This window comes from Streptomyces sp. NPDC052040, from assembly GCF_044548405.1.
Taxonomy (GTDB): domain Bacteria; phylum Actinomycetota; class Actinomycetes; order Streptomycetales; family Streptomycetaceae; genus Streptomyces.
In genome coordinates, this window is the sequence record NZ_JBIUBV010000011.1 from 17,181 (window position 1) to 29,861 (window position 12,681).

Consider the following 12,681-nt stretch of genomic DNA (forward strand, 5'->3'; position numbering starts at 1 on the left):
CGGAGAAGGTCTACTCGTCGCGAAGGCAACGCTGTTCCCCCCGCCCCGGCCGCGGAAGGCGCGCTGCGGTGGGTGACCTGGCTGTGTCCGGGAGCGGACGCAGATCCTGAAGCGACAAGGAATGGAATCGACCGTGCCGATCAGAAGTTCGAAGTTGCGTACCGGCGCCGTGGCTCTCACGGCCTCCCTCGGAGTGACGGGGCTCATGATGCTCCCCGCCGCGACAGCCGCCCAGGCCGACGACTACTACAGCATCGGGCTCTACTGGGGCAGCTACTCCATGGTGCCCGACGCCGGGGGCGGCACGTTCCGCCTGATGAGCAAGGAGAACCCGGACCAGTGCCTCGCTGCCGACAGCAGCGGCGGCATCGCCAACGCCCCGTGCGGCGGGGCGAGCCACTGGAACCTCCAGCCGAACAGCTCGGCCGACAAGATACTGATCCGGCACGCCGGGGACAACAAGTGCACCACCGGCACCGGGCGTTCCCTCACCGACTGCAACAGTGGTGACGCCGACGCCTTCGACACGGTGCTGAACCCGCTTCCCAAAGAGCTGACGCTGAGCAGGAAGGCGGCGATCGGGCTGGGCGAGAACCACGTCATGGTCTGCAACCATGCGGGCTACAACACCCGAGCAGTGATCGACTACCAGGTCCAGAACGATCCGGGCAGCGACGCCGAGACGAGAGGCCGCAGGGTCATCGAGTCGTTCCCGGCAGGTCAGTGCCGGACCGAGACCCTTCCGGCGGGCAAAGTGACCGGGAACGTGGAACTGCGCAGGTTCACCAACTGGTACATGGGCAACTACGCCTTCTACGACGGTGACACCGGTTCCTACGGCGGCAGCTCCAACGACCAGCTGGTGGCGAACTGGGCCTTCGCGGGTGACCACATCGACGGTGCGTACAACACCACCGGAACCACCTGCGTCGGAACCGATTCCAACTTCACCGCGGCCAGCAGCGCCAACCAGGCGGCGTCCACCAAGAAGGACGGCGCGACCAGCTGCACGGGCGTCAACCCCGGAGAGGTCACGGCCAGCACGGTGGCCGGGCTCCTCGGCTCGGTCCTGCCCATGCTCATCAACGTGATCTTCAGCTGAGCGGCACCTGACCGCACGTCGCCGACCCGCCGCCCGCGGCCGGGAACCGTAGTGCGCCGTTCCGCGCGCGCGGGTCGGCTGCGGCAACGCGCGGTGGTTTTCGGGGCATCCTCCGGGGTGCCCCGTTCTTCTGTGCGGCAGGGTGGAGGTCATGAGTGATCCGGTGACGGCTCGGCTGCCGTCCTTTCCGTACCATCCGGACCCCCTGGCCACCGGGTCGGTGGTCGTCGCGGACACGGAGTGCCTGTGCTGCGGGCTGCGGCGCGGCTACGCCTATGTGGGCCCCGTGTACGCGGTGGCGGACATCCGCGCCGAGCTGTGCCCCTGGTGCATCGCGGACGGCAGCGCGGCGGAGCGCTTCGGGGCGCAGTTCACGGAAGTGACGGGGGAGGCGCCGAGCGAGGTGGTGCGGGCCGTGGAGCGGCTCACGCCGGGCTTCGCGGGCTGGCAGCAGGAGCGCTGGCTGACGCACTGCGGGGACGCCGCGGCCTATCTGGGGCGCGCGGGCGCCAGAGAGCTGGCGGACCATCCGGAGGCGGCCCAGAGCCTGCGCGAGACCCTGGGCGAGACCTTCTACGCGTCGCTGGACGCGGAAGGCCAGCCCACCGCGTATCTGTTCCGCTGCCGCAGCTGTGCGCAGCATCTGGCGTACGCGGACTTCACCTGACGGACGAAGGGGCGCCGTTACGGCGACGGCGCCCCTCCCGGTCAGCCGTCCAGCTGCTCCAGTGTCGCGTTCGACGGGCCGCGGCGGCCCTGGAGGTCGCGGGCCGCGTCCTCGGCCGCGCCCAGCACCCGTACGGCGTTCTGCCAGGTCAGCTTGGCCAGGTCGGCGGCCGACCAGCCGCGGTCCAGCAGCTCCGCAACCAGGTTCGGATAGCCCGAGACGTCGTCGAGGCCGTCCGGGGTGAAGGCGGTGCCGTCGTAGTCGCCGCCGATGCCCACATGGTCGACGCCCGCCACCTCGCGCATGTGGTCCAGGTGGTCGGCGACCGTCGCGACCGTGGCCACCGGGCGGGGGTTGCGCTCCTCGAAGGCGCGGTGCACCTTCATCGCCTCGGCGGTGGTGGCGAGGTGGTGGAAGCCGTGCGCGCGCATGTTCTCGTCCGCCGCCGCGGTCCAGTCGACGGCCGCCTGGAGGACGAACTTCGGGACGAAGGTCGCCATCGCCACACCACCGTTGGCGGGCAGGCGTTCGAGGACGTCGTCGGGGATGTTGCGGGGGTGGTCGCACACCGCGCGGGACGAGGAGTGGGAGAAGATCACCGGGGCGTCCGACGTGTCCAGGGCGTCCCGCATGGTCGTCGCGGCGACGTGCGAGAGGTCGACGAGCATGCCGAGACGGTTCATCTCCCGGACGACCTCGCGGCCGAAGCGGGTCAGACCGCCCGCCACCGGCTCGTCGGTCGCCGAGTCCGCCCAGGCGACGTTGTCGTTGTGGGTGAGCGTCATATAGCGCACGCCCAGCCCGTACAGCCCGCGCAGGGTGCCGAGCGAGTTGGCGATGGAGTGGCCGCCCTCCGCGCCCATCAGGGAGGCGATACGGCCCTCCGCGCGGGCCGCCTCCATGTCGGCGGCGGTCAGCGCGGCACGCAGCTCGCCCGGGTGACGGGCTATCAACTGACGTACGCAGTCGATCTGTTCGAGGGTCGCCGGGACCGCGTCAGGCAGGTCCGAGCGGACGTACACCGACCAGTACTGCGCGCCGACGCCGCCCTCGCGCAGCCGCGGGAGGTCGGTGTGCAGATGGGCGTTCTGGGGTGTGGCGATGTCCCGGGCGTCGAGGTCGTAGCGGACCTGTTCGCGCAGGGCCCAGGGCAGGTCGTTGTGGCCGTCGACGACCGGGTGGGCGCGCAGGAGTTCCCGGGCCGTTTCGAGGGAGTTGCTCACCGCGCTCACTTCCCCGAGCCGAAGCCGAAGCCGGCCGCCGCGCCGTCGACCTTGGCGCGCAGCCGCTTGCCCTTCTCGGTGGCCTGGTCGTTGAGGTCGTGCTGGAAGTCCCGCATGCGGCCGAGGAGTTCCTCGTCGTGCGCGCCGAGGATGCGGGCCGCGAGCAGACCGGCGTTGCGGGCGCCGCCCACCGAGACCGTGGCCACCGGCACACCGGCCGGCATCTGCACGATGGACAGCAGCGAGTCCATGCCGTCGAGGTACTTCAGCGGGACCGGAACGCCGATGACGGGCAGCGGGGTGACGGAGGCGAGCATGCCCGGCAGATGGGCGGCGCCGCCCGCACCGGCGATGATCACCTTCAGACCGCGGTCCGCCGCGTGCTCGCCGTAGTTGATCATCTCGCGCGGCATCCGGTGCGCGGAGACGACGTCGACCTCGTAGCCGATCTCGAACTCGTCGAGGGCCTTGGCGGCGGCCTCCATGACGGGCCAGTCGGAGTCCGACCCCATGACAATGCCTACGACCGGGCTCATTCCGTGATCGTCCCTCTCAGGTAGCCGGCAGCGTGACGGGCGCGCTCCAGCACGTCGTCGAGGTCGTCGCCGTAGGTGTTCACATGGCCGACCTTACGGCCCGGCTTCACGTCCTTGCCGTACATGTGGATCTTCAGCTGGGGGTCGCGGGCCATGCAGTGCAGATACGCGGAGTACATGTCGGGGTAGTCGCCGCCGAGGACGTTGACCATCACGGTCCACCGGGCGCGCGGGCGGGGGTCGCCGAGCGGCAGGTCGAGGACGGCCCGGACATGGTTGGCGAACTGCGAGGTGATCGCGCCGTCCTGGCTCCAGTGGCCGGAGTTGTGCGGGCGCATCGCCAGCTCGTTGACGAGGATGCGGCCGTCGCGGGTCTGGAAGAGCTCCACGGCGAGATGCCCGACGACCCCGAGCTCCTTGGCGATGGTCAGGGCCAGTTCCTCGGCCCCCAGCGCCAGCTCCTCGTCGAGGCCGGGGGCGGGGGCGATCACGGTGTCGCAGACGCCGCCCACCTGCCGGGACTCCACCACCGGATAGGCGACGGCCTGGCCGTGCGGCGACCGCACGACGTTGGCGGCCAGCTCCCGGACGAAGTCGACCTTCTCCTCGGCGAGGACCGGGACACCGGCGCGGAACGGGTCGGCGGCCTCCTCGGCCGACCGTACGACCCAGACGCCCTTGCCGTCGTAGCCGCCGCGGACCGTCTTCAGGACGACCGGGAAGCCGTCGCCCTCCGCGGCGAAGGCGGCCACGTCCGCCGGATCGCTCACGATCCGGTGGCGCGGGCAGGGCACCCCGATCGCGTCGAGCTTCGCCCGCATCACGCCCTTGTCCTGGGCGTGCACCAAGGCGTCCGGGCCCGGGCGGACGGGGATGCCCTCCGCCTCCAGGGCCCGCAGATGCTCGGTGGGCACATGCTCGTGGTCGAAGGTGATCACGTCGCAGCCCCGCGCGAAGGCACGCAGCGTGTCCAGATCGCGGTAGTCGCCGACGACCACGTCATGCACGACCTGCGCCGCCGAGTCCTGCGGAGTGTCACTGAGAAGCTTGAATCTGATGCCGAGCGGGATGCCCGCCTCGTGTGTCATACGAGCGAGCTGGCCGCCGCCGACCATGCCGACTACCGGGAACGTCACACCCCTAGGGTATCGGCCGCGCCACGGCGGCCGGATTCCGTCCCTCCTCCCGCTTTCTTTCCGTCCTCATGCACTCGTCCACGGGCGTGGTTCCCGGGCGCTGGTTAGCATGGCGGGGTTGACGTAACCGCTCGGCACCCTGCCGAACGGCCGACGCGAAGGGCCGGACGCGTCCAGTGACGCCTCCGGCCGACGAACGACCACGACCGACTCGACGGGGGCTGGCAACACCATGGGCACTGGTTCCACGGGCCTACAGGACACACCCCGCGGCGCGGTACGCCGCCAGGTCGAGCAGCTGACCCGGGAGATCGCCAAGTTCGGGGCGGTCGGCGGGGCGGGCCTGCTGGTCAACCTCGTGGTGTTCAACCTGGTGCGCAGCGCCACCGGTCTCCAGGTGGTCCGGGCCAGTGTGATCGCCACGGTCGTCGCGATCGCCTTCAACTACATCGGGTTCCGCTACTTCACCTACCGGGACCGCGAAAAGAGCGGCCGCACCCGTGAGCTGGCGCTGTTCCTGCTGTTCAGCGCGGCGGGACTGCTGATCGAGAACGGTGTGCTCTTCGCCGCGACGTACGGCATGCACTGGGACAGCCCGCTCCAGAGCAACGTCTTCAAGTTCCTCGGCATCGGCCTCGGCACGCTCTTCCGCTTCTGGTCGTACCGCTCGTGGGTCTTCCGCGCGATGCCGGCCGGGGAGGCCGTGGCGGGCGCGGAGTCCATCCTTGAGGAGGCGGAGCGGAGCCGCCGCAGCAGCCGCCGTCGGCAGCGCGTCAATCGCTGACGGCGACGGGGTCCCCGCGGCCCGGGGAGGTCCGGGCCGGGCCCCGGCCCGCGAGGGCGGCCCGCGTCACCGGACCGTCGGCTCCGAGTCGTCGTCCGGCGGGGGCACCCGCAGCGGCGTACGGGACAGGAACAGCCCGAAGACCGGGGGCTTCGCCTGGAGCATCTCCAGCCGCCCGCCGTCGGCCTCCGCCAGGTCCCGGGCGACCGCCAGGCCGATGCCCGTGGAGTTCCGGCCGCTGATGGTGCGCTCGAAGATGCGGGAGCCCAGCTCCGGCGGCACTCCGGGCCCCTCGTCGGTGACCTCCACGACCGCCTGGTTGCCGGTGACCCGGGTGCGCAGCGCGACCGTGCCGCCGCCGTGCATCAGGGAGTTCTCGATCAGCGCGGCCAGCACCTGCGCGACCGCGCCCGGCGTGCCCACGGCCCGCAGATGCCGCTTGCCCGAGCTGACGACCGCCCGCCCCGCACTGCGGTAGGCGGGCCGCCACTCGGCCAGCTGCTGCTGGATGACCTCGTCGAGGTCGAAGGAGACGGCGGAGCCGGTACGCGGGTCGCGGGCATTGGTGAGCAGCCGCTCCACCACGTCCGTGAGCCGCTCCACCTGCGTCAGCGCGATGGTCGCCTCCTCCTTCACGGTGTCGGGGTCATCCGTGAGGGTGATCTCCTCCAGGCGCATCGACAGCGCGGTGAGCGGGGTGCGCAACTGGTGGGAGGCGTCGGCGGCGAGCCGCCGCTCGGCCGTCAGCATGCGCCCGATGCGCTCGGCGGAGGCGTCCAGGACATCGGCGACCCGGTCCAGCTCGGGGACGCTGTAGCGCTTGTGGCGCGGCCGCGGGTCGCCGGAGCCGAGGCGCTCCGCGGTCTCCGCGAGGTCGGTGAGGGGGGAGGCCAGGCGGTTCGCCTGGCGCACGGCGAGCAGCACCGCCGCGATGATCGCGAGCAGCGCCACCAGGGCGATGATCAGCAGCGTACGGCCGACCTCGCGGGTCACGGCGGAGCGGGGCTCCTCGACCCGTACGGTCTCGCCCTGCTCGCCCTTGGCCGTGGAGTGGATGACGTCACCGGCGGGCTTGGGGCCGACCTGGATGGAGGGCTGGCCGGGGATGTCGATGACCGCGTACCGGTCGCCGGTGACCTGGGCCTTGAAGACCTCGCGGCTGACCTTCTCGTGGCCGAGCAGCCTGCTGTCCACGATGCTGGCGAGCCGCAGCGCCTCGGAGTCGACACGCTCCTGGGCGCTGTTGCTGATCGTCCGGGTCTCGACGATCACGAGCGAGACGCCGAAGACGGCGATCACGACGAGGACGACGGCGAGGGTGGACTGGATGAGACGACGACGCACGGGGCCCTCCGGGCGGTGGCTTTACGACGACCAGTGTGCCCCGGAATCGCCGCGGCCCAGGACAGGGGCGGCGGCCGCCGAGCGGGAGCCGGGCCGGGAACACGGCCCGGCCCGGCCGCCGTGGCGGTCCAGGGTCTTTCGTTTGGATCGGGCCGCGAGCCCGGCATGATCCAAACGAGAGGCCCTAGTTCTTCTCGAAGCGGAAGCCCACTCCGCGCACGGTGGCGATGTAGCGCGGGTTCGCTGCGTCGTCGCCCAGCTTCTTGCGCAGCCAGGAGATGTGCATGTCCAGGGTCTTGGTGGACGACCACCAGGTGGTGTCCCAGACCTCCCGCATCAGCTGGTCGCGGGTGACGACCCGGCCCGCGTCCCGGACCAGGACCCGCAGCAGGTCGAACTCCTTCGCCGTGAGCTGGAGCTCCTCGTCCCCCATCCAGGCGCGGTGGGACTCGACGTCGATGCGCACCCCGTGCGTGGCGGGCGGCTGCGCGGGCTCGGTGGCGCCGCGCCGCAGCAGCGCCCGGACGCGGGCCAGCAGTTCGGCGAGCCGGAAGGGCTTGGTCACATAGTCGTCGGCGCCCGCGTCGAGACCGACGACGGTGTCCACCTCGTCGGCGCGCGCGGTCAGGATGAGGATGGGGACGGTGTGGCCCTCGGCGCGCAGCCGGCGGGCCACCTCCAGGCCGTCCATGCCGGGCAGCCCGAGGTCCAGCACGACCAGGTCGACGCCGCCCTGCATTCCGGCGTCGAGCGCGGTGGGTCCGTCCTCGCGCACTTCGACCTCGTAACCCTCCCGTCGAAGGGCACGGGCCAGCGGCTCCGAGATGGACGCGTCGTCCTCGGCGAGCAGTACACGGGTCATGGGGTGATGGTAGTCCGCCCGCGACCTGAGCAAAGGTGTGATCGGGGGTGTGACCGGCACACTGACCTCTTACCTTCGCCCCGCCGCCGCCCGGTGACGCCCCCGTGGTCACGGAGCGTGTTCATACCTGCGCCCCTGAGGGGCCCTCCCGGCGGAGACCTTCGAATGGCCACCCACGGTTGCAGCATCACCTGTGATCCCTGTCTCAAGTCCTTCCATATCCGGCACTCCCATGTCGTAGGGTGACCGAAACGCCTGTAGCACCTCCAGAGACCTTTGGCGGGCACTCGACGCTGAGGGTCTCTTTTGCGTGCGGGCTGGGATGTCTCCAGCCTTGAAAGGAATGACCTATGGCCGGGCCCCGAGTGCATGGACGCGCTCCGGGGCGTGGATCCCGGTGACTGCCGTCCTCCGCTCCGTGACCCGGGGCGGACTCCCCGTGGGCGTGGGGGTGGACGACCGGTCCCGCCGGTGCCGGCCACCCCATACCGGGCGCGTCTGACCCCTTCAGTCCTCGGCATTGCCCGAGCGGAGGGACCCCCACGGCAGCGCGCCCCGACCAGCAAGGAACGACCATGGCGTCCAGCCTGACGAAGGACTCGGTCCACCCGGGCACACCCGGTTCCGAGAAGACCTTCTTCGGCCACCCGCGCGGACTGGCCACCCTCTTCATGACCGAGATGTGGGAGCGCTTCAGCTTCTACGGCATGAGGGCTCTGCTCGTCGTCTATCTGCTCTCCGGCGGCCCGGACGCCAAGAAGGGCAGCATGGGCGGTGGCCTCGGCATGGACCTGGCCACCACGACCGCGATCTACTCGGTCTATCTGTCGATGGTGTACCTGCTCGCCATGCCCGGCGGCTGGCTGGGCGACCGCGTCTGGGGCCCGCGCAAGACGGTGGCCATCGCCGCCATCACGATCATGTGCGGTCACCTGGTGCTGGCGCTGCCCGGCGGCCAGGCGCCCTTCTTCGCCGGTCTGGCGCTGGTCGCGCTCGGCTCCGGTCTGCTGAAGGCCAACATCTCCACCATGGTCGGCCACCTCTACCAGGGTCCGGACGACCCGCGTCGTGACGGTGGCTTCACGGTCTTCTACATGGGCATCAACATGGGTGCCTTCTTCGCCCCGCTGATCATCGGCACCGTCGGCCAGCAGGTGAGCTGGCACCTGGGCTTCGGCCTGGCGGCCGTGGGTATGGCGATCGGCCTCGCGGCCTTCCTGCTCGGCACCCGCACCCTGAGCCCGCAGAGCAGTGTCGTCCCGAAGCCGCTGGAGGCTGCGGAGCGCGCCTCCTGGCTGCGCAAGGGTCTGCTGTGGCTGGCCGTCGCGGCCGTCTTCTACGGCATCGTCGGCTTCAGCGGCCACTTCACCCTGAACTGGGCGATGATCCCGCTCACCGTCATCGGTCTGGTCATCCCGGCCGGTGTGCTGCTCCGCATCAAGCGGGACAAGGAGCTGTCGGACGTCGAGCAGTCGAAGATGACCGGCTACATCTGGTTCTTCGTCGCGGCCGCCGTCTTCTGGATGATCTACGACCAGGGCGGCTCCACGGTCCAGGCGTTCGGCGAGACCAAGGCCTCCGGCTCCCTGCTGGGCTTCGACTTCCCGTCCTCCTGGTACCAGTCGCTGAACCCCGTGTTCATCATGGCCCTGGCCCCGGTCTTCGCCTGGATCTGGATCTGGCTGAGCCGCAGGGACAAGGAGCCGAGCACGGTCACCAAGTTCGCGGTCGGCCTGTTCTTCATCGGCGTCTCGTTCTTCTTCTTCCTGCTGCCGCTGGGCATGGCCACCAACGGCACCCTGGTCAGCCCGATGTGGCTGGTGGGCATCTACCTGATCCAGACCGTCGGCGAGCTGTGCATCTCCCCCGTCGGCCTGTCGGTCACGACGAAGATGGCGCCGGCCAAGTACGCCAGCCAGATGATGGGCGTGTGGTTCCTCGCGGTCACCGCGGGCGACTCGGTGACCAGCCTGCTGTCCAACCCGGCCGTGGCCGGTGTGGACCTCAGCGGCACGGGCGCCGTGACCGTGGAGGCGGTCCTCGCCGCCCTCGCGGGCATCGCGGTCTACATGTACCGCCGGAAGGTCAAGTCCCTGATGGGCGACGTCCACTGACGTCTTCCCGGACGCCTGGCCGAGAGCCGCCGCACCCCTGGGGTGCGGCGGCTCTTTGCGTGGGGCCGGTGCCGGACTCGGTCTCGGTTCGGGGCTCGGTCTCGGTTCCGGGCTCGGCGGTGCCCCGGCGGCGCACGTCCGGGGTGAACCAGGGCAGCGCGGTCGTGGTGCGGGACGCGGGGTCCGACGGGGAGGGGCGCGGACCCTGAAGGCGGCGGGCGAGCTCCGACAGCCGGGTGCGGCGGTCGGATGTCGGCAGCGGCGTACGGCCCTCGGGGGCGGGCAAGCCCGTACGGCCGTCAGGTGCGGGCAAGCCCGTGCTCCCGTCGGGGACGGGCGGGTCCGTACGGCCGTCGGCTGCCGTCCCGGATGCGGGGCCGCGTGCGGATGCGGGGCCGCGTGGCCGTACCCGGTCCACGACGGCCAGGCCGAGCCGGAACGCGGCGGACGGGACGACCACGCAGAGCAGGATCCAGAAGACGGTGACGCCCCAGGGGCGGCCCGCGTTCCAGGGCTGCTCGGCGAGGACCCGCCCGCCGTACTCCAGGGTGACCGTGTACGCGCCGTGGGCGCCCCCCGCGAGATCCACGGGCAGGGTGATCCGGGCCGTGGAGCCGGGCGCGAGGGTGCCGCGCCACTGCCGTTCGTCCCACTGCGGGGCGAACACCCCGCGGGAGGTGCCGACCCGGAAGACGGGATCCTTCACCGGCGAGGGGCCGATGTTGCCGACGGTGAAGACGAGTGTGCGGGACGGCGGCGCCCCGAACCGGGTCAGCAGCCCGTCGGCGCCGTCGAGCCGGGTGCCGGTGCGCAGGGCCAGCCGCCCGGCGGCGGACCCGGCGGGCAGGGGCTGGACCGCGTGCCCGGCGACCCGGAGGGCCGCGTCGGCCTCCGCACCGGCGCCGGTGACGGTGGCGGCATGCACCACGCAGGGACACGGAACGGGCGGCTCCGCGACCGGCAGCCGTTGCCGGAAGGCTCCCCGGGCGTCGGTGGTGACGGCCCGCCCGTCGGCGTTGGCGCAGGAGTCGGTGCCGCCGGTCACCCCCCGGTCCGGCGTGGACTCCCCGCAGATCAGGACCGTCAGCAGGGCGCCGGGCCGCCAGCCGCTGCCGGTCACCGTGATCGAACCGCCCGCTCCGGCCTGGGCGGCGGACAGGGCGACGGCCGGTTCACCGGCCGCCCGGGCGGGTGTCGCCAGGGCCGCCGGAGCGACGGCGAGCACCGCCGCCAGTGCCGCGATACACCGCTTCACCTCACCGCTCCCGTCAACTCGACCTGTCCGTAGGGCGGATGCGCCGTCCCGGCCGCGGCGGACCGGCGCCCGCCCTGTCGTACGACCGTGCCGTGGGTGGTGCGCTCAGCCGCGCGCCGTCCGGCCGCGGCGGGACAGCCACAGCATTCCGGCCGTCCCGGTGAGCAGGACCGTGCCGCCGAGGGTGCCCAGGGCGACGACGGAGTCGTCGGGGCCGGTCCGCGGGAGCTGTCCGCCCGTGTCCGTGCCGCCGGGTGCGGAGGCGGCGGTGCCGCCGCCCGCGGCGGAGACGTCGATGTGCAGGGCCGGGCCCGGGCTGTTGGAGGGGGAGCAGGTGGTCGTGGTGCCGAGCGCCTTGATGGTCAGCACACCCGCGGTGAAGGTGACCCGGCCGGTCTTCCCCGGGGTGTAAGTGCCGCTCAGGTCACTGACCTTGATCGGCGTGTTCGCGGGGATCGCCGCCTGGTTGGCGGGGCCCGTCACCGTCAGGGTGCCGTGGTCGGCGCCGCCCAGCACGACGGTGGCGCTGGGGCTCATCGCGCCCCGGCCCAGTTCGACCGGGCTGGAGGAGACGCCCTTCTGCCAGGACATGGTGATCCGGTAGCCGCTGCCGCTTCTGGCGGCCTTGATGTCGATGGGCGAGACGGCGGTCTTGACCCCGATGGGCGTCTGGCAGCGGTAGTCGACGTCGACGACATCGGCCCTGGCCGCAGGCGCGGCCAGCAGTACCACCGAGCCCGCCAGGGCCGCGGCGGACGCGAGGGCGGCGGTTCGCTTGAGGTTCGGCACGGTCCCTCATTCCTGACGGCACATCAGATGGGCCGTCAAGGTACGCCCGGGGCCTTGAGGAGGGAAGACACAACGCGTCCCCGGTCCACGGCGAAACGGCGCGCGGGAGCCGCCTTCGACGGCATATCAGCAGGGACGGGTCGCCCGAGCACGGCGGACCGTTCGGGCGGCGAACCGTTCATGCGGACCGTTCGCGCGGCGAACCGTTCATGCGGCGGACCGTTTATGCGCGGGCGGCCCGCTCAGGCAGGAGCCCCCAGCTCCGCCCACACGGTCTTGCCCGCCACTCCCGGCGTCCGTACGACCCCCCAGTCCAGGCAGAGCCGCTGCACGATGAACATTCCGTGGCCGCCGGGGCGCCCGGCGCGGTGCGGGGTGCGCGGGGCGGGCTGGCCCGTGCCCCGGTCGGTGATCTCCAGGCGGAGCACCTTGTTGTCGCAGGCGATCCGCAGTTCCTGCGGGCCCTCGGCGTGCAGACAGGCGTTGGTGACCAGCTCGGAGACCACGAGCAGCACATCCTCCGCGGCGGCCCTGCGGTCGGCGGTGGCGGCGGGCAGCCAGCCCCACGCATGGAGTGCCTGGCGGGTGAAATCCCGGGCAAGCGGAACGACGCCGCTCTGGTCGTCAAAGCTCAGGCTGCGGACCTCGCGGCCGCGGGCCGCTGTCCCCTCGCCGGGTACGCCGGAAGCGACGCTCCCCGCAAGGGCCTCCTGCGCGGGCATTCCGGAAGCGCCGCTGGGCTCGGGGCTGCGGTCGCCCGGCGAGTAGGGCCGGGTGGTGCTCATCAGCGCTTCACCTCACCGATTCACCAGTTCACGATTCAAGACTCAGTCGATTCAAGACTCAGTACGGGGATGGACGGCGTTGCC

General features: G+C 71.6%; 12 protein-coding genes. 4 read left to right on the top strand and 8 right to left on the bottom strand.

Annotated features, from left to right (window positions below):
• Nucleotides 1–133: 133 nt before the first annotated feature.
• Entirely contained in the window at nucleotides 134–1,102 is a 969-nt protein-coding gene (locus ACIHAA_RS21625; RefSeq protein WP_399819529.1) for a hypothetical protein, read from the top strand.
• Between the two features lie 151 nt (nucleotides 1,103–1,253).
• Nucleotides 1,254–1,769 (top strand): CbrC family protein, encoded by a 516-nt coding sequence (locus tag ACIHAA_RS21630; RefSeq protein ID WP_399819531.1) that lies wholly within the window; start codon nucleotides 1,254–1,256, stop codon nucleotides 1,767–1,769.
• 41 nt (nucleotides 1,770–1,810) lie between these two features.
• Here ACIHAA_RS21630 and ACIHAA_RS21635 read toward each other — a convergent pair whose 3' ends face one another.
• From ACIHAA_RS21635 to ACIHAA_RS21645, 3 genes are read right to left on the bottom strand one after another with little or no spacing between them, the layout of a single operon-like run.
• Nucleotides 1,811–2,992 carry a dipeptidase gene (locus ACIHAA_RS21635; RefSeq protein WP_399819852.1) on the bottom strand — a complete coding sequence of 394 codons (1,182 nt, stop codon included), beginning with the start codon at nucleotides 2,990–2,992 and terminating at the stop codon, nucleotides 1,811–1,813.
• 5 nt (nucleotides 2,993–2,997) lie between these two features.
• Entirely contained in the window at nucleotides 2,998–3,528 is a 531-nt protein-coding gene (purE, locus tag ACIHAA_RS21640; RefSeq protein ID WP_399819533.1) for a 5-(carboxyamino)imidazole ribonucleotide mutase, read from the bottom strand.
• Complete coding sequence (locus ACIHAA_RS21645; protein ID WP_399819536.1) at nucleotides 3,525–4,664, bottom strand: 5-(carboxyamino)imidazole ribonucleotide synthase; 1,140 nt, start codon at nucleotides 4,662–4,664, stop codon at nucleotides 3,525–3,527. The genes purE and ACIHAA_RS21645 overlap by 4 nt, the downstream gene beginning before the upstream one ends.
• Nucleotides 4,665–4,896: 232 nt before the next feature.
• Here ACIHAA_RS21645 and ACIHAA_RS21650 point away from each other — a divergent pair, with 232 nt between their 5' ends.
• Complete coding sequence (locus tag ACIHAA_RS21650) at nucleotides 4,897–5,448, top strand: GtrA family protein (RefSeq protein WP_399819537.1); 552 nt, start codon at nucleotides 4,897–4,899, stop codon at nucleotides 5,446–5,448.
• 66 nt (nucleotides 5,449–5,514) lie between these two features.
• On the opposite strand, the gene ACIHAA_RS21655 is transcribed toward ACIHAA_RS21650, so the two are convergent.
• A complete protein-coding gene (locus tag ACIHAA_RS21655; protein WP_399819539.1) occupies nucleotides 5,515–6,792 on the bottom strand; it encodes an ATP-binding protein in 1,278 nt (425 codons plus the stop codon).
• Nucleotides 6,793–6,976: 184 nt separating this feature from the next.
• Nucleotides 6,977–7,654 carry a response regulator transcription factor gene (locus ACIHAA_RS21660; RefSeq protein WP_086747411.1) on the bottom strand — a complete coding sequence of 226 codons (678 nt, stop codon included), beginning with the start codon at nucleotides 7,652–7,654 and terminating at the stop codon, nucleotides 6,977–6,979.
• Nucleotides 7,655–8,229: 575 nt separating this feature from the next.
• Here ACIHAA_RS21660 and ACIHAA_RS21665 point away from each other — a divergent pair.
• The gene (locus ACIHAA_RS21665; RefSeq protein WP_399819541.1) at nucleotides 8,230–9,768 is read left to right on the top strand and encodes a peptide MFS transporter; all 1,539 of its coding nucleotides are present in this window, start codon (nucleotides 8,230–8,232) and stop codon (nucleotides 9,766–9,768) included.
• Here ACIHAA_RS21665 and ACIHAA_RS21670 read toward each other — a convergent pair.
• The 3 genes from ACIHAA_RS21670 to ACIHAA_RS21680 all read right to left on the bottom strand — a co-directional run bounded on the left by ACIHAA_RS21670 (nucleotide 9,740) and on the right by ACIHAA_RS21680 (nucleotide 12,597).
• Nucleotides 9,740–11,023 carry a hypothetical protein gene (locus ACIHAA_RS21670; RefSeq protein WP_399819543.1) on the bottom strand — a complete coding sequence of 428 codons (1,284 nt, stop codon included), beginning with the start codon at nucleotides 11,021–11,023 and terminating at the stop codon, nucleotides 9,740–9,742. The genes ACIHAA_RS21665 and ACIHAA_RS21670 overlap by 29 nt on opposite strands.
• A gap of 105 nt (nucleotides 11,024–11,128) precedes the next feature.
• Nucleotides 11,129–11,812 (bottom strand): peptidase, encoded by a 684-nt coding sequence (locus tag ACIHAA_RS21675; RefSeq protein ID WP_399819545.1) that lies wholly within the window; start codon nucleotides 11,810–11,812, stop codon nucleotides 11,129–11,131.
• Nucleotides 11,813–12,054: 242 nt separating this feature from the next.
• On the bottom strand, nucleotides 12,055–12,597 hold the full coding sequence (locus ACIHAA_RS21680; protein ID WP_399819547.1) for an ATP-binding protein: 543 nt from the start codon (nucleotides 12,595–12,597) through the stop codon (nucleotides 12,055–12,057).
• Between the last annotated feature and the right edge of the window lie 84 nt (nucleotides 12,598–12,681).

Bases quoted from the DNA above. Each gene is read 5' to 3' on its own strand.
- ACIHAA_RS21650 (WP_399819537.1), top strand. From the start codon at position 4,897: ATGGGCACTGGTTCCACGGGCCTACAGGACACACCCCGCGGCGCGGTA.
- ACIHAA_RS21630 (WP_399819531.1), top strand. From the start codon at position 1,254: ATGAGTGATCCGGTGACGGCTCGGCTGCCGTCCTTTCCGTACCATCCG.
- ACIHAA_RS21665 (WP_399819541.1), top strand. From the start codon at position 8,230: ATGGCGTCCAGCCTGACGAAGGACTCGGTCCACCCGGGCACACCCGGT.
- purE (WP_399819533.1), bottom strand. From the start codon at position 3,528: ATGAGCCCGGTCGTAGGCATTGTCATGGGGTCGGACTCCGACTGGCCC.
- ACIHAA_RS21660 (WP_086747411.1), bottom strand. From the start codon at position 7,654: ATGACCCGTGTACTGCTCGCCGAGGACGACGCGTCCATCTCGGAGCCG.
- ACIHAA_RS21680 (WP_399819547.1), bottom strand. From the start codon at position 12,597: ATGAGCACCACCCGGCCCTACTCGCCGGGCGACCGCAGCCCCGAGCCC.